The organism is Paenibacillus sp. W4I10 (assembly GCF_030816325.1).
Taxonomy (GTDB): domain Bacteria; phylum Bacillota; class Bacilli; order Paenibacillales; family Paenibacillaceae; genus Paenibacillus; species Paenibacillus amylolyticus_B.
The window spans coordinates 1,857,169-1,877,912 of the sequence record NZ_JAUSXX010000001.1; the positions used below are offsets into that span (position 1 = coordinate 1,857,169).

Sequence of the window (20,744 nt, forward strand, 5' to 3'; positions counted from 1 at the left end):
CTACGAACGAATTTAACGAACACAGGAGAAGCTATGCTGCAGAATCAGCGTCGTTTTCTCACTCTAGCTTGCATTTTGCAGCGAATAGGGTTTGCTATGTTCGTTAGCACTGAGCAAGCATGCGAAATCGAGCTGGTTCGAACCTCATATACAGCATAAGCAAATAAGCCACCCTCCGTTTGCCGTACGGAGAGCAGCTTTCAGTTAAGCATCTAGCGGAGAAGATAAGGAATAGAACAGATCAGAAAGAGATTAAATCACCCAACACACTAGCAATACTTCCTTCCCAAATGAAAAGAAGGTTGTGTTCTATTTCACGATTTTCATTTTCAAGTATTATCCTCGTTGTGCTTCCTCTTCACCTTCGGCTTCTGCCGCAGCCTGGCTTGCTGGAGTCATCAGCCCTTGAACCGCCCCCATAAATGGCTGAATCTGCTTAATCATGCCATACCCCATTTTGACCACAGGTGTAAACCGCTGGATCATGCCAAACAACCGCATACCACCGCCTAACATACCTCCAATCGAGCCTGCACCGCCAAGTCCGCCAAAGCCACCTAACAATGAGCCTAGCATAGGCATGAAAGATGATACCTGGGCTTGCCTAGACGTTGAACGAGACATCGACCGGGATCGTACCTGCGATTTACGAGAACTGTTCACCCGTTTATGGTTTCGAGAGGATGCTGTTTTTCTCGTAGCCCCTGCTTTAGGTTTGGTTTTGCGAGCACTGCCTTCAGATGAGTGTGCTGTGATTGCGGCCTGAGTAAGCTTTCCGCCCCCGGTCAGCACTACGCCTTCGCTGTTAACGCCAGAGATGTACCCGACGTACGTTTCGCCATTATGAAGAGTCACGCAGACTGGGCGATCCTTTAGCCGTTTCACCCGGACGTGTATTTCACTGGTTTTAGCCATGGAATTCACCTCACTTGACTTGATCTACTTCAGTCTACGCAATGGGTGGACGACTTGCCTGTGCGAATAGTACATCCGTGTGCGAAAGCAGGAAGATTCCGCCGTGCAATTACAGACTTCTTGTTTTCCCTCAGATATGCTCAACATACATCTCATTCAAAATATGTCCCATACGATATGTGTGCTCTGCCAATTCAGATTCCACATATGATTCAACATCACTCTTTTCGATATTGTACATGACCTCCAGTTCTCTAGAGAAAAGAAGGTGTCCCTCATTGATTTTCTGCTCCAATGAGGTTATCTGTTTTGGTTTCAGATCACCACCAAGCACCTGCTGAAGTGCTTGCACATATGTCTCAAGAGAACGCGCTCCGACAATTTTCATACCCTGGTTCTCTTCATTCACAATGATAATTGATGGGAAACCTCTAACTCCCAAACTAGCGACACTCTCAAAGTCTTCCTCTAATAACTCTTGTGCAGATTGCTGTGCAGCCGCCTCAACCACATCTTTTCCATTCAAGCCCAGTTGATTGACGATATCCGTCAGCACATCATCTTCTCCAATATTTCGATTGAATGCAAACACGGCTTCACGCGCACGTCTTAAAAATTCATGTTCTTTACCAGGGTGTGTACTCTGAATGACCTTAAATACGCGAGATGGCGGATAGGAAGAAAGTATTGGATTATCGTGCCATAAGGAACCGTCGATGGGCATGCGTGAATGTTCACCCACTTCCTTCCAATGCCCTGCAACGTCCGAAGGCTTCTGAATTCCGTTAGCGCCATCCGAGAAACCATTCCAGTTAGCCAGCAGCCCACCCATTTTGATTTGCAACGTAAAATAATGACCGTATTCCTCAACAAACCGATGAAGCACCGGCTCTAGCGCCCAGCAGTGAGAGCAGATCGGATCTGTTGCGTAATAAAGAGTTATCCTTTTCTCAACGTGATTCAGATTGATTTCTTGCATCGCCTCTTCCTCATTCACACCACATACGCCTGTTTCCAGATCACACATCATTGATTCGTTACTCACGTTTATCCCGCCTTTATATTGTCTTATGAATTGATTTTCTTGTGTTAGTTTGATTATAATGTTTACAATCTTCTGAACAAGTACGATTCTTTTTCTGACTTAGTATCAAAAAGTATACTATTGGAGGGTATCAAGTGAAGTACGAGTTTAATTTCGATCAGTTATGTCCAGCGACTTATGCATTTCAGGTCATTGGAGGCAAGTGGAATCTTCCGATCCTGGCAATCCTCAGTGAAAATGACTGTATACGTTACAATGAATTAAAAAGAAGACTGCCTGGCATTACCGGAACGATGTTAACGAACTGTTTGAAGGATTTGATTCATTCCGGCATCGTGCATCGGGAGCAATATAACGAGGTGCCACCGAGAGTGGAGTATTCGCTCACAGAATCAGGCAAGGAATTGGTTCCCTTAATTGAATCCATGGTCATGTGGGGTCAGAAAAATATGAAAGTAGGCGTGAAGGAACAAGAGATATAACTCCTGGCCTAATGTAACCCCTTATCATAGATGTTCATTTTCTAATCGTTCTGTACACTTTGTTCAACGGCAAAAAGGCTATTACAATGGACCATCACGTCCTTTGAAATAGCCTTTCCTTTATAAATACAAGACAGCCGCTTGTTTACGACATGTGCACATCTAACTATTCAGGTCGTCATCTTCCTCATTTCCTAAATACATAACCGTTTTTTCTCCCTCAACCAATCTAATGATCTGCTTTCGTAATTTTGAAGGAAATAAAGGTAGTTCATTTACATTTTTAATTTCGAGCCACACATATTCCACCTGGTTTTCGTCACTTGGCAGAATAGAACTATCTTGGTCCACCAAACCTATGTACTCGCACAAAAAAACAAAATCTACACGATGAAGAGCTTCACCGTATACACCTTCAATGACAAATTCTAGTGATAACGGTTCTACATCTATTCCGATTTCTTCCGCAACTTCACGCTTCACAGCATCGGTCAGCGTTTCACCTGCATTCTGGCTCCCACCAGGCAGGATATAGATCACTTCATCATTATCATCCTGCTTCATTGCCAGCATTCTCCCATCTTTAATGATCAATGCTTTTGCAGAATTTCTAATCTTTCTCTCCATTGCTAATCCCCCATATATATCTGTATCAACTTGTTGAAGGTTGATTCCATTTAACTTCTCGATTTCCATGAAGAATATTTTAACACATACATCTAAACAAATTCTGAACAATCAAATCAACTCACTTTTGGCGACCTCCATGAAAGCAGCCATGGACGGAGAGATCCATTTTTCCCGATGCCAGAGCATTTGCGCAGAAAAGGATACATCTGATAAATCCCACGGCAGAGCTACCACTTCCCCTTCGCTCAACTCTTTCTTCAACGCCATCTCAGGCAATAAAGCGATCCCTAGACCAGCCACAACACATTGTTTAATGGCTTCTACACTATGAAACTCCAGCTCTGTCAGAGCATCCGCACCTTTCTTCGTTATGGATTGGTCAAAATGAGTGCGATACGAACAGTTCTTTTCGGTCAGTAAAAAATGCTGTTTGTGGAAGTCATCAGCAACTAACGCGGAACGCGATGCTAACAGATGATCGGGAGAAACCACCATTTGAAAGGTCTCATCCTTTAAAAACTCTGAATGAAGGTCTTTGGAATTCATAGGCTCATCCAATACAAAAACGACATCGGCATGCCCTTCTCTCAGACTCGATTTAAGCTCTTGCCCAGACAAGGGGCGGAACAATAACCGCACACCAGGATAGTCCGCTCGGAAGCGTTTGAACAAGGCTGGAAGAAGATATGCACACAGCACTTCGTCTGCTCCGATCACAACCGTCCCCGCCAATTCTCCGTGCTGACTGGATATGCACTTCGCTTCCTCTACATCGTTTAATATCTTAGTGGCGTATGGCAGAAACTGTTGGCCAGCATCCGTTAACACGACCTTTTTTCCTAGTCGATCCAGCAATTTCACACCGAGCTCTTCTTCCAGCGATTTGATTTGCATGGTTATGGTAGACGGTACATAGCTCAATAATTCAGCAGTTTGACTAAAGCTGCAGGTCGATGCAAGTGTCCAAAAGGTTTTTAGCTGGCGTATTTCCATGAGTCAGGCACCTCCTAAGTTCAAAATAAATGAATGATATGTTCGATAACGTTTCGTTGAATTGATAATAGACGTATTGTAGAGTGAAATCAAGTTATTACTATTTTATAAGGAGAATCAATCTATGAATGATTATGAAACATATCACCTTGGAGATACATTACTTCAATCGGGGCAACAGTTCCCTCAAGCCTTTATCGCTTACAAGACCTATGGAAACTTAAATGCGGCAAAGGACAATGTTATTGTTGTCCCAACATGGTTTGCTGGACTTCACACAGATAATGAATGGTTAATTGGAACGGACAAAGCACTGGACCCCAGTCGTTATTTTATCGTTGTGCCCAATATGTTGGGTAACGGGTTATCGTCTTCTCCAAGTAATACCCCTGCCCCATACGATAAGGACAACTTCCCCCTCATCTCCATGTATGACAATGTGCGCGCCCAGCATCAACTCATCACTCAAAAATTCGGTATCTCCAAAATTAAACTCGTTGTGGGCTGGTCTCTGGGAGCCATGCAGGTTTATCAATGGGGAACCAGTTATCCTGAGATGGTCGAGCGTATTGCCCCCTTTGGCGGAACGGCAAAGAGCAGACCCCATACACAGTTGGTATTCGAAGCAATGATCGCGGCGTTACAGGCAGATTCGAATTATAAAAATGGTAGATATGAACGCCCTCCGGTTGCTGGTCTCGCAGCGATGGGAAGAGTTTATGCTCCATGGGGGTTCTCGCAGGCGTACTTTTTGGAGAAATTGTATCAATCTGAGGGTTACAACACCTTGCAATCTTATGTAGAAGATTACTGGGATCAGGTATTTCTTCCCTTCGATGCTAACGACTTGATTACCATGCTGCGTACAGGAATATATGGAGACATTAGCGATAATCCCGTAGATATCGGCAACTTCGAACAGGCGTTAAGCAAGATCACCTCTCCTGCACTCGTTATGCCAGGATCAAGTGACTTGTTCTTCACACCAGAAGACAGTGCGTATGATGTTCAACATATGCCAAACGCTGTGTATCAACCTATACAGTCCAAGTGGGGACACTGCTTTGGAATCGGAGCAAACGAAGAGGATTCACTCGTTATCGATCGTCATCTAAAGCAATTTTTGGAGACATGAGTAAAAAAAGAAGGAGTACAAAGTAAAAAAAGTGCACAAAGCTCATTTATCTTTTCTCCGCTACAACTCAAAAGTAAAAAAAGATACCGGTTCTCGTCAATAACCTTTATATCACATTCCCCCTTTCTCGTTTAGAATATTTTCAAGAAAGCGCTATTGAAATACGACTGATAAGGGGGAAAAGAAATGAACAAGAAAACGAAAGCTTTAGTCTTGTCTGTGTGCATGTCAACCTTATTACTCGCAGCCTGTAGCAATGGAAGCGGTGCTGATAAAGGTTCAACGACGGACACGGATTCCAACGAGGCTGGAACGACAACCATTCATACCGTAACATCAGAATACTCTTCTGCAAAATATCCAAAGGGCGACGATATCACCAACAATGTATGGATTAAGCGATACAAAGAGAAGTTTAATATCAACGTCAAAACAGACTGGGTTAGCGATGAGTACGATACAAAACTCAATTTGGCTATCGCATCGAACGATCTTCCTGACGTATTCAGAGTTAATCCATCACAACTAAGACAGTTGGTCGAAGCAGATATGGTCATGGACCTTTCCGCGGTCTTTGATCAACACGCTTCAGATCGCCTCAAAGGTTACATGGAAGCAGATGCGGACAGCTACGAGTCTGGAAAGAAGGACGGTAAGCTGTACGGGATACCACAGATGCACTGGGGATTAATTGAACAACCGGATTTCATCTGGATCCGGAACGACTGGAAAGAAGAATTGGGACTCCAAGATCCGAAATCGGTGGAAGACATCAAGAATATCGCACTAAAATTCATGGAAAAGCACGGTGGTTATGGTATAGCGGTAGACCAATCGTTGGATTACCTCAACCTGCTCGCCATTGCATGGAATGCGCATCCGGATATGTGGATGGAGGATAGCAATGGAAAACTCGTGTACGGTTCAGTGCAGCCTGAGATGAAAAATGCGCTGGCTGAGTGGTCAGAATGGTACAAGCGAGGCATCATTGATCCGGAATTTGCAATCAAAGACTTTAATGCGATGAACGCGGACATTGTAGCCGGCAAAGTGGGCATGCAGCCTTATTACCAGTGGTGGGGTTATAATCCGGGTGTCGATACGGTATCTAATCTGGGTAAGGACGCCATCTTCTACCCTTATATCATCCCTACCGTTGATGGGAAAGAAGCCAAACAATCCATTTTCTTCGCCAACAACAATTATATCGTTATGAAAAAGGGATTTAAGAGCCCTGAAGAAGTGATCAAAATTTTGAACGACTATGCTTATATTGTGGATGAAGGCAATGGCAAGGAATCGACAGAAACGCTATCTGCTTTGCTGGATAACGATATTGCCCATGTTGTTGGAGCGTTCCGTGTACTTAATCCGAATTCCGATTACGAGCAATTTGAGGCGGTCTCCGCTGCCCTTCAATCCAAGGATACCAGTGGACTTACGACTTCGGGTATGTGGCAAAAATATAATAACAGTGTTGAATTCATGGAGAACGCCACCCCAGGAGCAGTTGGTGATTATTTGCAACAAGGGGCTCCCAAAAATGCGTATGGTCTTGCCAAGAAAGTACTGGACAGCGAGAACTACACAAAGACGGCCTTATGGGGTGTTACGCCAGAAATACTTTCAAGCTACGGCACGACCTTGGATGATATCCTGACCGAAGGCTTCACCAAGATCATTATGGGTAGCGAAAGTATCGATTATTTCGATGTTATTGTCCAGAATTGGCGTGCAGCCGGGGGCGATAACGCAACCCAGGCAGTTAATGAAGCCTACGGGAAGAAATAATATCGTTTGTCACAAAGAGGGGATGAGGGTCATCTCTCCCCTTTATTTGATAGCGATTACATTTGGCGTACGATGAACGGAGGAATATGTATGTTGAGAAAATGGAAGCAGCAGAGTCCTTACCATCTCATGTTGATTCCAAGCCTGGTCTTGGTCTTCATCTTTAGTTACATCCCTTTCTACGGACTTATTATTGCGTTTCAGAAGTACAATCCGGGCCTCGGATTCGACTCGCCATGGGTAGGATGGGATAATTTTACCCACATATTTAATCAGCCGAACTTCGTAAGAACGATCTGGAATACATTGTATATGTCTGTCTTTAAGATTATCGGTGGTATAATCGTGCCCGTAATTTTCGCATTACTGCTTAACGAGGTACTGCACAGTGGAATTAAACGTACATTTCAAACACTGGTCTACATTCCGAACTTCCTCTCTTGGGTCATTATGGCCGGCATCATGCTGGATATCCTTAGTTCCGACGGCATTATCAATACATTTCTAAGTGTATTTGGGATTGCACCGATCTCCTTTCTTGGCACACCCTCTATTTTCCCTTGGACGATGATTGTGAGTGACATATGGAAAGGTTTCGGATTTGGCACGGTTGTTTATTTGGCAGCCCTGACCAGTATTGATCCGGGACTTTATGAGGCTGCAGTGATCGACGGAGCGAAACGGTGGAAGCAAACCATCTACATTACGTTGCCTCTCCTCATGCCAACCATTGTTTTAATGACCGTACTTTCACTTGGAAACGTACTCAATGCTGGCTTTGACCAGATCTATAATCTCTACTCCCCTGTTGTCTATCAGACCGGTGATATTATTGATACCTATGTATATCGGTTGGGAATCCAACAGGCACAGTATTCGATTGGTACCGCTGTTGGGTTATTCAAATCGATCATTTCCAGTGTTCTCGTTGCTGTATCGTACATCCTGGCTTACAGAGTGGCTGGCTATCGTATCTTCTAAGAAGGAGGAACTTACATTATGATCTATGATAAAAGTATGAGCAGACGTGTATTTCTTATCATAAACTACACCATATTGCTCCTAATCTCTCTCCTATGTATCCTGCCGTTTATCAACCTGCTGGCTGTTTCATTCAGCAGCAGCGCGGCTGTATCTGCGGGGAGTGTTACGTTCTGGCCTGTGGAATTTACGACAAAAGCCTATGAATTTGCATTAACTGGAGGATCATTTTTCTCCTCTCTCTGGGTAGCCATTCAACGAACCGTTATCGGAACGTTGGTGAATCTGGTTCTGATCGTACTCACCGCTTATCCCCTCTCCAAATCCAAACAAAAATTGATGGGGCGTAATATCTATATGGGATTTTTCATAATAACCATGTTATTCAGTGGAGGTCTAATTCCAACCTATCTCGTGGTCGTCAAAATGGGACTGATCGATTCCATATGGTCTCTGATCCTGCCTGGGGCCCTCCCCGTATTCAGTATGATTATCCTCATGAATTTCATTCGGGGGCTGCCCGAGGAGATTGAAGAATCAGCAATTATCGATGGTGCTGGGCCTGTACAGGTATTGCTTCGTATTCTACTCCCACTTCTCAAGCCCGCTCTCGCTACGGTTGGTTTGTTCAGTATCGTTGCCCACTGGAATTCGTGGTTCGATGGCATTATCTATATGAACAATCCAGCTAATTATCCATTACAAAGTTACCTCCAGACCCTCCTGCAAAGTTTTGAGCAAATCATGCTGAAATCCGGGTCAGATTATACGCAGCTGTTGTCCATGATGAACGCCAGAACGGGGCGCGCCGCTCAGATGTTCTTGGGTGCCATTCCGATTTTACTCGTGTATCCGTTTTTACAGAAATATTTCACCAAAGGTTTGGTGCTAGGTAGCGTCAAAGGGTGAACAAAAGGGCTTGCAGTTCATACTGCGAGCCCTTTGTTTATATCTAAACTTATTTTTATGATCGTTGTACCGCATTATGAGATGCATGAATGAAAGCATGAATGACTATTTGGCTTCAATGATGGCAGGCAGCAGAATGGAGAAAATGGTACCTTCACCCATTTTACTCTCCACCTGTATTCCATAGGGTTTCCCAAAATGAAGTTGAATCCGCCGCTGCACATTATGCAATCCAATCCCATTGGTTCCCGTACTTGCACCGGACTTTTCTTCCAAGAGATTCTGCATCGTATGATGATCCATACCAACGCCATTATCGCAGATTTCGATTACAACTGTATCCACCCGCAGTTGAATCCGAATGGTAATGATTCCGTCTTCCTCAAGCTCGGCCAGACCATGAAAAATAGCGTTCTCTACAATGGGTTGCAGGATCATTTTGGGCATGTGATAATCCAACACTTTATCCTCAATCTCATACCTCATCTGAATACAATCATAGTACCTGACATTCTGGATCGTTACGTAATTCGTTATATTATGAAGTTCCTCACGAATGGTTACGAGGGTTCCATCGGATTTTGTTGCATAGCGGAGCATCGAGATTAAGGCATCGGTCATTTCCACGATTTTATCAGCCTGCTGCATCGAGGCAATCCATTTCACCGACCCAAGGGTGTTATACAGAAAATGAGGCTTGATCTGGTCATGGAGCGCACGCATCTCGGCCTTGGCTTTCTCTATTTCTTCCTGCTGCATCCGTTCGACCATTCGCTTCAATTCGTGTGACATTCTGTTGAATCGAATGGATAAATGTCCAATCTCATCTCTGGAGCCAATAGGTTCAACTTGTTCAAACTGACCTTTCTCGACCAGAGCGATATTCCGTAGCAGTTTTTTAATGGGAGTTGTGATCACGTGAGATAAAAAGATAGATATGACGGCAGCAAAAAGAACAATGACTATGGCAAGCGTCACCAGATTACGGCCCAATATTTTGCCATCAGCAGTAAGCTCATCCAAAGGCATATATAAGTAAGTTGTCCATTTTTGCTGACTAAGGGGACTGGTCACCACGACATTTAGTGATTCAGGCGGACGAACGTTGTCCCGGAACAGTGTCCCGATTAATCGTTCGTTCACGTTATATACGATCTTGTCATCCTCATCAACGATCATGAATCTGGAGCGTAGTCCTTCCTGCAAGTTTCGGTTGACGATTTCAATGAATTTGATATCAATGCTGACAACGATAACGCCAAGCAGTTTTCCACTAGTCACATCATGAATTTTGCGAGCGTGTGATACTGCCAGAATTTTATTCTCCAATTGCTCATCGATTCGTGTTGTGAGAGTAATGGTTCGATCGTTATCATGCATGAACTTTTTAAACCACAATTCGTTTGCTACTTTGAAGTTTGGATCAATGGGTTGATGTGGACTTACAAAAAGGTCTTGACCCCCGTTCATATTGTAGAGGTAAATGGAGAATACGCGATCTTTCATCATGATGTAATTCATAAGAATATTGTATGCGGCAATCTCATGTTGTTCATCACCCTCTCGCAGAAAATCCTGGATCGGAAAACTCCCTTCATGAGTCGCAGACAGATTGTCACTAAGCCCATTACTGGCTAGCAGCGAAATTTTCTCAATCTCCTTGAGGAACTCGTCAATGCGAATATTCGTTTGTTTGGCCAGATCGTTTAGCAACGTTGTATAGTTCTGTGCCAACAACCGCTCTGAGGAGTAATACGAATTGATTGTCATCACCAATACCGGAAGGATAATGACCGTCATACAGATCACCATAATTTTATACTTGATTCGGAAGGGCCGAACATGCTTCATATGCTGCACCTCTATTCACCGATTACATTCATCCCTGCTGTAATTCTCGATATTCCTCAGGAGTGACACCTACCGATTTTTTGAAAATCTTACTGAAGTACGTGTAATTATGGTAGCCCACCTTTTCTGCGATTTCATACACTCTCATTCCTCTGCTCAATAGATACGCCTTCGCATGTTCAATTCGAACTCGGGTCAAGTACGTAATAAAGTTCTCTCCTCGTTCCTGTTTGAACACACGGCTGAGATACGACGGATTCACACTGATTTGGCTAGCGATACTTTGCAGTGAGATATCTTCCGCATAATACTTGTCGATCAATTCAGTGGCGAGATCGGTGTAAGTGCTTTCCTGTTTGATTTGGGAATCGGTTTGGAAGTAATACGCAATATGAGCAAGCATATCTTGGTGGATATCCTCCCAATACTCCCCCTTTAGAACGATTTCATAGGGTGATTTCTCTGTTAAAGAAGGTGCACCTCTTTCCGTAGCTCGGGATAGATGGGAATGTATCGTTTCCATTACCATGATATATTGCTTGCGAATGCTATTCTCATCTGCTCGCAGCTGTTCGAGATTGGATCGGATTCCTTCAAGGAACTCTTCCGCCTTTTTGTTGTCTTTGCTTACCCACAACTTCAACAAATCTCGTTCTTGTTGCGGGCTTAAAGCTCCCTTAACTTCATGTCGATCTGGGGATTGAACCAGATCATCGTAATACAACACCTGGTTGCTTCCTGTGAAGAAACCCTGTTGTAGAGCCGTTTCTGCCTCTTGGCAGGCCTTCCTGATGTGAAGGAAACCGGAAGTCATTCTACTTACCCCAGCCGTGAGCGATAGATTCATAAAATCCTTGATCGAAGACAGCAATTTATTACATAGTTTATTCAAGTCGGCGTGTACAGATTGGCTCTCAGGAAGTACATTAACGATCACCCAATATTCTGAGGAACTTTCAACAAAAATCTCTTTCTCCCATTTCGAAGGAATAATCTCTTCCATAATATTAAGAATCGAAAATCGTAGCAGCTTCTCCCCCTTCTCTACATATTTCCGCTTTGCATCCTCGTAATAATTCACGATGAACTTCATGACAACCAACTGGTCCGAACGTATACGAAAATGCAGTTCTTCCGCTTTGGTGACGATATCTTCCTCACTAATGAATCCGCTTACAATATCTTGGAAGAAACTATCCTTTAGATATCTTAGGCTCTTGGAATAGTCCTGTGTTATAGAGGGTGTGTTGGTTGGGTGAACATGTTCACTTTGCAGTTTCTGTCCAACAGTGCTCAGGAGGTCAATAAGGGCAGTTTCTGTAATCTCACTTTTAATCAAGTAGTCTGAAGCGCCAAGTTTTAGTGCCTCTTTTACATAATGAAATTCGTCAAAGTTACTCAGGATGACATACTTACAGGTTTTCAGTACGCAGGAGGCCTCTTGTATAAGCTGTAGCCCATCCATAATCGGCATCTTAATATCTGTAATGATTAGATCAGGCATCACTTCAAGTGCAAGGCTTAATGCCTCTTTTCCATTTCCCGCCTCACCAACAACATAGAAATTATACTCTTCCCAATTCAGCATGGAACGAATTCCAACCCGCATGAGCAATTCATCATCTACGATCATCAGTTTATACATGATATCCCCCAACATGAACCATTTTTAGATATTTTACCATTAAACGAACTCTTGCAAAGATGTCTAGCGAACCTTATTGCATTGCGGGTATCATAAATAACACTTTTACAGAACATACGTTCCTGTTATAATCAGATTATCGCATATGGTGTAACATAACATGCCCGCCTGGAAAGGATACATATCATGAATTTATACAAGTTTGAATTAACGGTGAACGGATATCTATTACGCGTTCATTTCAGTGCATCTGAAGAAAGTGGCCTGAAATGGTGCAAACGAATTGCTACTGAATTCCAGAGTAACGTTGCCAATCTGGAGATCAAGGTTGATATACATAAAAAGCAGAAACAAAAGCATGCACGGGAATATCACGGAAAGCCATATTTGTATGATAGGACACTTAGGAAAAAGCCGCTTGCGATGAAAAATAAAACGGCTGAATCCTCTGCTGTGATGTAAAGGTAAATTAACATTGCTGCTTAACGAGTCTTCTCAATAGATAGACAAAAAGACTAAAGAACGACGAATTGATGATAACATCAGTAACGTTCTTTAGTCTTTTATGAAAGTACTATCGACACCTTGACTAGACTGAAATTCCTTTCACGCCCCGGCGTCTCCAATCATTTGTCGTTCAATTTGTTTCATTTCATAAAAATACCCTTTTTGCTCTATAAGCTCGGAGAAGGAACCCGATTCCACGATCTTGCCTTGGTCCATGACCACAATCCGATCCATCTCTTCCAATCCCGTCAGCCGATGGCAGATCAGGAGAAGTGTATCTTCGGCCGCCTGTGCCAGAAGATGCTGCAACACCCGTTGCTCTGTGACGTAATCCAGAGAAGAAGTCGGTTCGTCCAAAAGCCATAACCGTCCTTTGCGCAGCATGGCTCGTGCCAAAGCCAGCCGCTGCTTCTCGCCATCTGACAGGTTCTCTCCCTTTTCATATAGCATGTCGGTCAATGATTTATTGGGCAGTTGCACTTTATCCAGCATAGCCGACAGTTGTTCATCTGAATGTTCTTCTCCATTCAGCAACAGGTTGTCCCGGATGGTTCCTCGAAAGAAATGACTTTGCTGCAACACAACATTTGCCCTTTGCCATATGCTCTCTTCATTCAGTTCCTGCACCGGAATATCGTTTAACCGTATATCACCAGACGTTGGTGTACGCAGCTTGAGTAACAAATCGATAATCGTTGACTTTCCTGACCCGCTCGGCCCGACAATCGCTGTTTTGGAGCCTGCTGCAAGCTGCAGGGATAACTCCCTTAATGCTGGTCTCCATTCCCCTTCATATTGGAAGTTAACATGAGATAACTCGATCGAAACTGCATGATCGGCTGACAATTCACCGCTTGGCTGTACAGGTTGTACATCGGTGGTCGGCACCGTTTCCGCCAGTCGCTGAGCGGCGTGTTCGCTGTCCTGCTTATATAGAGGTAATATAGCCATTGCGGCAGCTTCTTCGAACACGGTTTGCGTGGCCAGGATCAGCATGGCGAGGAATACACCGGCAAACGCTCCATTCACAATTAAGAAGGCGCTGAGTGCTAGCACACCCCATGTAACAAGATACGTCACAAAAACGTGCATCGATTGCCCGCGCAGCAGGTGCGAAGCGGCTTGTTTCTGTTCCGTTGCCAATGCAGCGGAAGCCTGCTGAAGCTGTTGCTCACGCTGTTCCAATTGACCATATACTTTCAAATCCCTGAAACCATACAACACTTCGGTTACTTCCGTGGACAGCAAGGCCCGTTGCTGGCGGACACGTCCGTGTATTTTTCGCTGACCTAACAAGACAATACCTGGTACAACAAATGCCGTGATCAGCATACCTAGTACTAACAAACACGCAATCCAGATTGAAAAGGCCGAAGTGAACAGCATGGTAGCCAAAAACACCATAACGACCATGATGGGTGGATACGCGACCCGCAAAAAGTAATTTTGCAAGCTTTCCACATCACCCACGATCCGCGCAAGCAGATCCCCGCTTCGGTTTTTGTTTAATATACCTGGCGTTACCGGGATCAGTTTGGCAAAAAAGGACGTCCGCAAGCGGCTCAGCATGGAGAATGTTGCCCTGTGCGAATACAAGCGTTCTCCGTAGCGACTTGCCGCTCGAAGGAAACCGAGCAGTTTGACCATGGAAGTGAGTACAATTAAGGTATACAGCGGTGGCGCAAATACCGTTTGCGATATCATATAGCCACTCGCGGAAAAGAGTGCTACACCTGCTATGCCGGCGATAAATCCGCCCAATATCGAAAGTAAGATATCCTTGCGCTCCTGAATCATCGCTTTTGACAGAATCGTCAGCTCATTCATGCTAACCCTCCTTTCCGTTGTACATCCACCATCTCCGCATATTGAGGCAGGCGCGCCAGAAGCGCTTCATGATGTCCTGAATCCACCAATACCCCATTGTCCATAAACAAAATGTTGTCCGCATGTTGAATGGTATATAAACGGTGAGCCACCGTAATCATCGTTGCCGTTTGGGCTAATGCCGCAATGGATTGTTGCAATACCCGCTCGGTGTGCAGATCCAGACCAACGGTGGGTTCGTCGAATAAAATAACAGCTGGTCTCTTCAGAAAAGCACGTGCCAAAGCAAGTCTTTGTTTTTCCCCACCAGACAGCCCCCGGCCACCTTCACCAACAAACGTGTCCAAGCCCTGCTCCAATTGTGCGACAACGCCAGCAAGCCCTGCTTTCTCTGTCGCCTGCTCAATTTCGGCTCTGGAGACGTTACGCCCCGCCCCAATCGCGATATTTTCGGCAAATGTACCTGCAAAAATATACGGATGCTGTGTAATGTAGCTAACACGTTCAAACCATGCAGCCTCATCATGTTGCGAAAGCTGGCTTCCGTTAACCAAAACCGCTCCCGAATCTGGTTTCAGTAAACCGGCAATGAGATGAAGCAGCGTGGTTTTACCTGAGCCACTTTTGCCTACAATAGCAAACTGTTTTCCCGGTCCAATCGAGATCTGTCCTGTATCAAGTCCAAAGGAATCAGGTGTGTACTCGAAACGGATATCGTTTAGTTCAATGGTTGGTGGCATTGAAATCAACTCGGCGCGAGTTGTACGGAGTTCTTTCGTCCTTGCCATTGCATCGACATCGTTTATATCGCTTTGATCCGATCCTTCTTCAGGCTTCGTTTTTGTGCTCTTGATACTTGTTTCCTCAAGCATCTGTTCCACCTTGCGAATCGCCCCCATACTGGTTCGCCCGCTGTGAAAAGCCGTTCCCGTATTCTTCAACAGACTGTAAAACTCAGGAACGAGTAACAACACGAGAAAGGCCGTGTGGAAGCTCATCGATTTGAAAACCAGTAACTGAATAGCCAGTTCAAGCGCAACAATACCTATGCTTAACATCACGATCGATTCCAGCATAAACGTATTTGTAAATGCAATCTTCAAAATGCCCATGGTGGCATCACGATACCCCAGACTGCTGCGTTCAATTTCCTGTTGCTGACGTTTAGCCCGTCCGAATATCTTCAACGTAACCAGCCCTTGAAGCGAATCCAGAAATGTACCGGAAAACTCAGCCAGTTGCGCGTATTTTTCTTCTGATTTGTTCTTCGTCTGGAGACCAACCAAGATCATGAAGAGCGGGATAAACGGTGCCGTAAACAGCATAATCCAGCCTGTGTTGGCGTGCTGCGTAAATGTAACAACCAGAATCAGAATCGGGATCACCGCGGCTTCCATCATTCGAGGCATATATTGACTGAAATAACTGTCAGCCTCATCCACAGCATCCAATGCAACGCTGACCTTTCCTCCCGTCTGCCCACTCAGGGTTGAAGGCATGGAAGCGCGGGTCAGGTTCTGCAATACAGATGCTCGCATATTTGTCTTGGCGCGTGCTGCCATATGCAAGCTCACTTTCCCATTACCATACGACAACAGTGAGCGTGCAGCCATAACAACCAGTAATAGGACAAGCAACAGCATCACTGATGAAAAGGAAGCTTTCTCTACAAAGATTCGCTGGACTGCTTCAGCCACCAAGGTGGCCTGGCTTATAATAGCTACACCAAGGGCCAGCGAAATGATCGCAAGGAGAAGTCTGTTTTTTCGTTGTAAAGACATTTGCTGCGAGATCAGATTGGATTTGCCTCTCCTCTTCATTGAACGCTCCTCCTTTATTTTTTCCCTTTCACATAATCCGCATCAAACAGGAACAGTTTGAAGACCAGAATAAGAGAAGGAATTAACAGGCACAGCCCACCGATAAACACAACCACTAGCGCAAAACCCATTGCTGGCGGTGTGGCACTGCTCTGAATCGTGATGAATGGATCAAGAATATAAGGATACTGCCCAATGCCGTAAGCGAAAAAGGCTGTGAAAAATTGCAGCATGATACATATAAAAGCTAATCCGTAACGACGACCGTTATATAACAGCCACATGGCAATCATGAAAAATGCAACGGATAGCGCCAGCAGCCACCATAAATCCATCATGTTTTGAAAATGACGCTCATTGTGTTGACCCAAATATATAAATGCAGTCAGCGCGAGAATAATGGTCGGTGTACTCCAGAACAAAGCATAATTGCGCATCAGCTTCAATGCCGAATGATCCTCTGCCCGAGATGCATAAAATGTCAGAAATGACCCGCTAATGAACAATACCGACACGATGGCTAGACCAACGATGCTCCACGATAATGGATTCGTAAATAGTGCCCAGTAATCCAGGGAAACGGTATCTCCCTGTTTCAAAATAAAGCCACCTTCAGACAGGGTCAGTGCCACTGACAATGACGCTGGAATAAGCAACCCGGTAGCCCCGTATAAAAACAGATATACGATGTTATTTTTGGAACCATAATTCTCAAAGGCGTAGAATGACCCACGAATGGCAAGCAAAATGACGGCAATACTTCCCGGAACAAGCAGCGCGGAGCCATAATAGTAAGCGGTATCCGGGAAAAATCCAACGATGCCAATATAGAAAAAGACAAAAAATACATTGGTGATCTCCCACACCGGTGATAGATACCGGGAGATCAGACGATTAATCAGATGATCCTGCTTTGTCAGGCGTGCGTAAAAGGCGAAAAAACCTGCTCCAAAATCAATGGAAGCTACAATAAGATAGCCGTACAAAAACAACCAGAGTACCGATATACCAATTAATTCATAGCTCATCAGGCCTGATCCCCTTTCTTGGCTGATTGATCATGCTTCTCTTTCAACCATTTCTCCATCTCAAGGTCAGCAGGATTGTTATTAAACAAACGTCTCAGCACGAGAACACAGATGACGCCGAGCACGATGTACAGAAGTAAAAAGACAAAAAATAATATTCTTACACTCGGTGAAGAAGTAGCGGCCTCTTCTACTCGCATATAACCTCGAATGATCCATGGCTGCCGACCGATCTCTGCATAGAACCAACCCATCTCAACGGCCAGAAAAGCGAGCGGTGCACTGAGCGCAACCATACGAAGCATCCACTTGTTAAATTGATTTCGTTTCTTCCAGAATACAAACAGGAAGTACAGACTTGATATAGCAAGCAAAGCGAATCCAATTCCAGCCATTAGATCAAACAAATAATGCACAAGTAAGGGCGGGTGTTCATCTGGTGGAAATTCATTCAGCCCGGTTACCTCGGCGTTAAAGTCTCCAAAGGCAAGAAAGCTAAGCACTTTCGGCAAATGAAGTGCGCCTATGATTTCATGTTCAGCATTCAGCCATCCTAATAAAATCAGATCCGCGCCGCTTTCCGTCTCGAAATGCCACTCGGCAGCTGCGAGCTTCTCCGGCTGATGTTCAGCCAAAAACTTGGCAGATACATCCCCAGCTAAGGAATTTAATAAACTGAATACCAGAACAACGGCCATCATGAGGTTCAGGCCTTTTTTGTGGTAGGCCGATACCCCTTTTCTCAGCATTGCAAAGGCTGCAATTCCTGCTAACAGAGCAGCTCCTGTCAGATAAGCCGAGCTTAATACATGAAATACTTTGGAGAACGTCGCCGTATTCAGCATCGCTTGTACAGGATTCACTGCCAAGAATTGACCTGCTTCCATGACAAAACCTTCAGGCTGGTTCATGAATCCGTTCACTGTTGTAATAAAAACAGCAGACATGCCTGCCCCGGCGACAATCGGAATGGTCAGCAACCAGTGGATATACGGATTTTTGAACCGATCCCACGTGTACAGATAAATGCCCAAGAAGATTGCTTCAAAAAAGAACGCGAATACTTCCATAAATAGTGGCAGTGCAATAACATTTCCGGCCAATTTCATAAAATTCGGCCACACCAGGGCCAATTGCAGCGATATCGCTGTACCTGTGACAACACCAACCGCCACAGATATGACAAATCCTCTGGACCACCTCTTTGCCATAAGTATGTAATGGTGATCCTTCTTCCGAATGCCGATGAACTCTGCAATAGCAATCATCAAAGGTACACCGACACCAAGCGTTGCAAAAATCACGTGGAACCCGAGCGTCAAACCAGTCACTAGCCTGCTCCATAATACCGTATCAATAGCCATTCTTTGTGTTGCCTCCTTTCAAACTCTGTTCAATTTAGAAACATTCAATATCAGCTTTGGCTAAGCTCAATGCAAAGTTGCGAAAAATTTCACAAAGTTAGGTATGACGATATCTTGCCACACCTATAATGCGTTTACTCCTGTAGGCCCCCGATAATAGCAAGCATTGGATGCCAATTAAAATCTGATATTGATGCACTTAAAGTACTAACCAAGCCTATTAATCAAAATTATTATATCTTTATTTTTACCTAATTCAATCAAAGACACGTCTTCTACCCTAAACGTTCAAGAAAGGATCAACTCTTTCTGACAACTTGGTGAAAAACAAAAAATACACCCAATGGAGCTATTGATTCATTGGGTGTAAACGTGCTATTGCACAGCAGATTCTCTATTTTACTTGCTTACTTGCTCCGGACTCACCGCACTTGCCTCGCGACGTACGCTCATGATGATCAGTGATGCAGCTAATACCGTAAGGATGATTCCAAGCATCTGAAATCCTGTCACATTAAATGTATCTCCCATAACAATACCAATCAATAACGACGATAAAATGGTCCCCAGGTAGCGAGATGTATTAAAAATACCCGATGCGACTCCGATCATTTCTTTGGGTGTGCTTTTGAACAGAGCAGCTTGCATGCCGACCGCGTTTAAGCCGTTACTTATGCCAAATAAAGCTAAGGCAACAATGATTATGAAGATTGGAGAAGTTTCATTCATAACAACGATCAATATAGAGCCAAATGTCATTAAAGAAGCGGATACGATCAAAGCAGGCCGTGATCCCGATCTGTCAATCCAGCGCCCTGCGAACGGAGCAATAATGACTGAACATAACCCCAAAGCCAGCATGCTCATTCCTGTATGAACTTCGTTGAGATGACGTACCTGCTTCAAATACGTAGGAACTCCAAAAAAAAGTGCGTAAAACAGGATGTTCACCAGCATGTATTGCACATTCACCCAAGTCATCTCGGGATATGAGGCAAACGTTCGCAGAGGAATAAAAGGCGTGGCTGCTTTTAATTCATGTCGGATAAACATGACGAGTGCGATTAACCCGATCCCCCCTGTCAGCAGATGCCATGTTGAAATATCTCCTGTGGAATTTACTGATAGTAAACCGATGAGCAGAGTCACCAAAGCTACCGTAAACATCAGGATACCTGGTGCGTCAATTAACGCAAGCCATTGCCGAATGGACATGTGACCAGAGATAGACGGAGATTGCTCGTCCTTCGGGATTGTTTTCCAGGCGACCCAAAAGCTTGCCAAGACAAACGGAATATTAACGAAGAATATGCTGTGCCAGTCCCACCAATGAATCAATACTCCACCAATAAAAGGTCCAACTGCAGCCGCTCCTGAAAGGAATATAGCCAAGGTGGACAAGGCTGAGGCTTGTTTTTCAGTCACGTTAATTCTGACAATTGCCATTCCGACGGCCACCATCATGCTTGTGCCAATCGATTGAACGATTCGGAATACGATGAGCCATGAAAAGCTGGGAGACCATGGAGCTAACATGGATGAAACAAAAACAATAACAAGACCCATGAGGAAGATCTTCCTGCGGCCAAACAAATCACTACACTTGCCCATGACGGGTTGAGCGACAGCACTGGCAATATAAAATGATAAAATAATCCACGAAACGGCTGTAAAATTAAGTTGATACACTTGTTGCAATCTTGAAATAGCCACAGAAATCATGGAGGAATTTAACGGATTCAACATAATTCCGAGTCCAACAGCTAACATCAATCCTTTGTTTCGAACGTTCATCGGTGCATCACTCCTTCTTCTGTTGTT

17 protein-coding genes are annotated in these 20,744 nt (G+C 44.4%); 6 read left to right on the plus strand and 11 right to left on the minus strand.

Annotated features, from left to right (window positions below):
* Window positions 1-336: 336 nt before the first annotated feature.
* On the minus strand, window positions 337-915 hold the full coding sequence (locus QF049_RS08305; RefSeq protein ID WP_307536466.1) for a hypothetical protein: 579 nt from the start codon (window positions 913-915) through the stop codon (window positions 337-339).
* A gap of 130 nt (window positions 916-1,045) precedes the next feature.
* Window positions 1,046-1,960 carry a DsbA family oxidoreductase gene (locus QF049_RS08310; protein ID WP_307536468.1) on the minus strand — a complete coding sequence of 305 codons (915 nt, stop codon included), beginning with the start codon at window positions 1,958-1,960 and terminating at the stop codon, window positions 1,046-1,048.
* Between the two features lie 134 nt (window positions 1,961-2,094).
* On the opposite strand from QF049_RS08310, the gene QF049_RS08315 reads away from it, so the two are divergent.
* Window positions 2,095-2,442: a winged helix-turn-helix transcriptional regulator gene (locus QF049_RS08315; RefSeq protein WP_307536470.1), complete on the plus strand. Its 348-nt coding sequence runs from the start codon at window positions 2,095-2,097 to the stop codon at window positions 2,440-2,442.
* A 162-nt stretch (window positions 2,443-2,604) separates the two neighbouring features.
* On the opposite strand, the gene QF049_RS08320 is transcribed toward QF049_RS08315, so the two are convergent.
* Window positions 2,605-3,138: an NUDIX domain-containing protein gene (locus QF049_RS08320; protein ID WP_307536472.1), complete on the minus strand. Its 534-nt coding sequence runs from the start codon at window positions 3,136-3,138 to the stop codon at window positions 2,605-2,607.
* Between the two features lie 42 nt (window positions 3,139-3,180).
* Window positions 3,181-4,065, minus strand: a complete 885-nt coding sequence (locus QF049_RS08325; RefSeq protein WP_307536474.1) for a LysR family transcriptional regulator — start codon at window positions 4,063-4,065, stop codon at window positions 3,181-3,183.
* Window positions 4,066-4,189: 124 nt separating this feature from the next.
* Here QF049_RS08325 and QF049_RS08330 point away from each other — a divergent pair, with 124 nt between their 5' ends.
* The 4 genes from QF049_RS08330 (at window position 4,190) to QF049_RS08345 (ending at window position 8,881) form a co-directional block, all read left to right on the plus strand.
* A complete protein-coding gene (locus QF049_RS08330; RefSeq protein ID WP_307536476.1) occupies window positions 4,190-5,200 on the plus strand; it encodes an alpha/beta fold hydrolase in 1,011 nt (336 codons plus the stop codon).
* Between the two features lie 186 nt (window positions 5,201-5,386).
* The gene (locus QF049_RS08335; RefSeq protein ID WP_307536478.1) at window positions 5,387-6,991 is read left to right on the plus strand and encodes a type 2 periplasmic-binding domain-containing protein; all 1,605 of its coding nucleotides are present in this window, start codon (window positions 5,387-5,389) and stop codon (window positions 6,989-6,991) included.
* Window positions 6,992-7,081: 90 nt separating this feature from the next.
* Window positions 7,082-7,972: an ABC transporter permease gene (locus tag QF049_RS08340; RefSeq protein ID WP_307536480.1), complete on the plus strand. Its 891-nt coding sequence runs from the start codon at window positions 7,082-7,084 to the stop codon at window positions 7,970-7,972.
* 18 nt (window positions 7,973-7,990) lie between these two features.
* Entirely contained in the window at window positions 7,991-8,881 is an 891-nt protein-coding gene (locus QF049_RS08345; RefSeq protein ID WP_124114740.1) for a carbohydrate ABC transporter permease, read from the plus strand.
* Between the two features lie 105 nt (window positions 8,882-8,986).
* On the opposite strand, the gene QF049_RS08350 is transcribed toward QF049_RS08345, so the two are convergent.
* Window positions 8,987-10,732, minus strand: coding sequence for a cache domain-containing sensor histidine kinase (locus tag QF049_RS08350; RefSeq protein WP_124114739.1), 1,746 nt, complete (start codon window positions 10,730-10,732; stop codon window positions 8,987-8,989).
* 28 nt (window positions 10,733-10,760) lie between these two features.
* On the minus strand, window positions 10,761-12,377 hold the full coding sequence (locus QF049_RS08355) for a helix-turn-helix domain-containing protein (RefSeq protein ID WP_307536484.1): 1,617 nt from the start codon (window positions 12,375-12,377) through the stop codon (window positions 10,761-10,763).
* 186 nt (window positions 12,378-12,563) lie between these two features.
* On the opposite strand from QF049_RS08355, the gene QF049_RS08360 reads away from it, so the two are divergent.
* A complete protein-coding gene (locus QF049_RS08360; RefSeq protein WP_307536486.1) occupies window positions 12,564-12,839 on the plus strand; it encodes a hypothetical protein in 276 nt (91 codons plus the stop codon).
* Between the two features lie 144 nt (window positions 12,840-12,983).
* On the opposite strand, the gene cydC is transcribed toward QF049_RS08360, so the two are convergent.
* From cydC to QF049_RS08385, 5 genes are all read right to left on the minus strand, one after another.
* Entirely contained in the window at window positions 12,984-14,711 is a 1,728-nt protein-coding gene (gene cydC / locus QF049_RS08365) for a thiol reductant ABC exporter subunit CydC (RefSeq protein ID WP_307536488.1), read from the minus strand.
* Window positions 14,708-16,531 carry a thiol reductant ABC exporter subunit CydD gene (gene cydD / locus QF049_RS08370; RefSeq protein WP_307536490.1) on the minus strand — a complete coding sequence of 608 codons (1,824 nt, stop codon included), beginning with the start codon at window positions 16,529-16,531 and terminating at the stop codon, window positions 14,708-14,710. Before cydD ends, cydC begins: the two co-directional genes overlap by 4 nt.
* Window positions 16,532-16,545: 14 nt before the next feature.
* The gene (locus QF049_RS08375; protein WP_179198615.1) at window positions 16,546-17,559 is read right to left on the minus strand and encodes a cytochrome d ubiquinol oxidase subunit II; all 1,014 of its coding nucleotides are present in this window, start codon (window positions 17,557-17,559) and stop codon (window positions 16,546-16,548) included.
* Window positions 17,559-18,923 carry a cytochrome ubiquinol oxidase subunit I gene (locus QF049_RS08380; RefSeq protein ID WP_307536493.1) on the minus strand — a complete coding sequence of 455 codons (1,365 nt, stop codon included), beginning with the start codon at window positions 18,921-18,923 and terminating at the stop codon, window positions 17,559-17,561. Before QF049_RS08380 ends, QF049_RS08375 begins: the two co-directional genes overlap by 1 nt.
* Window positions 18,924-19,322: 399 nt before the next feature.
* Complete coding sequence (locus tag QF049_RS08385; RefSeq protein ID WP_307536495.1) at window positions 19,323-20,717, minus strand: MFS transporter; 1,395 nt, start codon at window positions 20,715-20,717, stop codon at window positions 19,323-19,325.
* Between the last annotated feature and the right edge of the window lie 27 nt (window positions 20,718-20,744).

Coding starts and splice junctions, on each gene's coding strand:
- QF049_RS08305 (WP_307536466.1), bottom strand. CDS start 915: ATGGCTAAAACCAGTGAAATACACGTCCGGGTGAAACGGCTAAAGGAT.
- QF049_RS08320 (WP_307536472.1), bottom strand. CDS start 3,138: ATGGAAATCGAGAAGTTAAATGGAATCAACCTTCAACAAGTTGATACA.
- QF049_RS08325 (WP_307536474.1), bottom strand. CDS start 4,065: ATGGAAATACGCCAGCTAAAAACCTTTTGGACACTTGCATCGACCTGC.
- QF049_RS08330 (WP_307536476.1), top strand. CDS start 4,190: ATGAATGATTATGAAACATATCACCTTGGAGATACATTACTTCAATCG.
- QF049_RS08335 (WP_307536478.1), top strand. CDS start 5,387: ATGAACAAGAAAACGAAAGCTTTAGTCTTGTCTGTGTGCATGTCAACC.
- QF049_RS08340 (WP_307536480.1), top strand. CDS start 7,082: ATGTTGAGAAAATGGAAGCAGCAGAGTCCTTACCATCTCATGTTGATT.
- QF049_RS08345 (WP_124114740.1), top strand. CDS start 7,991: ATGATCTATGATAAAAGTATGAGCAGACGTGTATTTCTTATCATAAAC.
- QF049_RS08350 (WP_124114739.1), bottom strand. CDS start 10,732: ATGAAGCATGTTCGGCCCTTCCGAATCAAGTATAAAATTATGGTGATC.
- QF049_RS08355 (WP_307536484.1), bottom strand. CDS start 12,377: ATGTATAAACTGATGATCGTAGATGATGAATTGCTCATGCGGGTTGGA.
- QF049_RS08360 (WP_307536486.1), top strand. CDS start 12,564: ATGAATTTATACAAGTTTGAATTAACGGTGAACGGATATCTATTACGC.
- cydC (WP_307536488.1), bottom strand. CDS start 14,711: ATGAATGAGCTGACGATTCTGTCAAAAGCGATGATTCAGGAGCGCAAG.
- cydD (WP_307536490.1), bottom strand. CDS start 16,531: ATGAAGAGGAGAGGCAAATCCAATCTGATCTCGCAGCAAATGTCTTTA.
- QF049_RS08375 (WP_179198615.1), bottom strand. CDS start 17,559: ATGAGCTATGAATTAATTGGTATATCGGTACTCTGGTTGTTTTTGTAC.
- QF049_RS08380 (WP_307536493.1), bottom strand. CDS start 18,923: ATGGCTATTGATACGGTATTATGGAGCAGGCTAGTGACTGGTTTGACG.
- QF049_RS08385 (WP_307536495.1), bottom strand. CDS start 20,717: ATGAACGTTCGAAACAAAGGATTGATGTTAGCTGTTGGACTCGGAATT.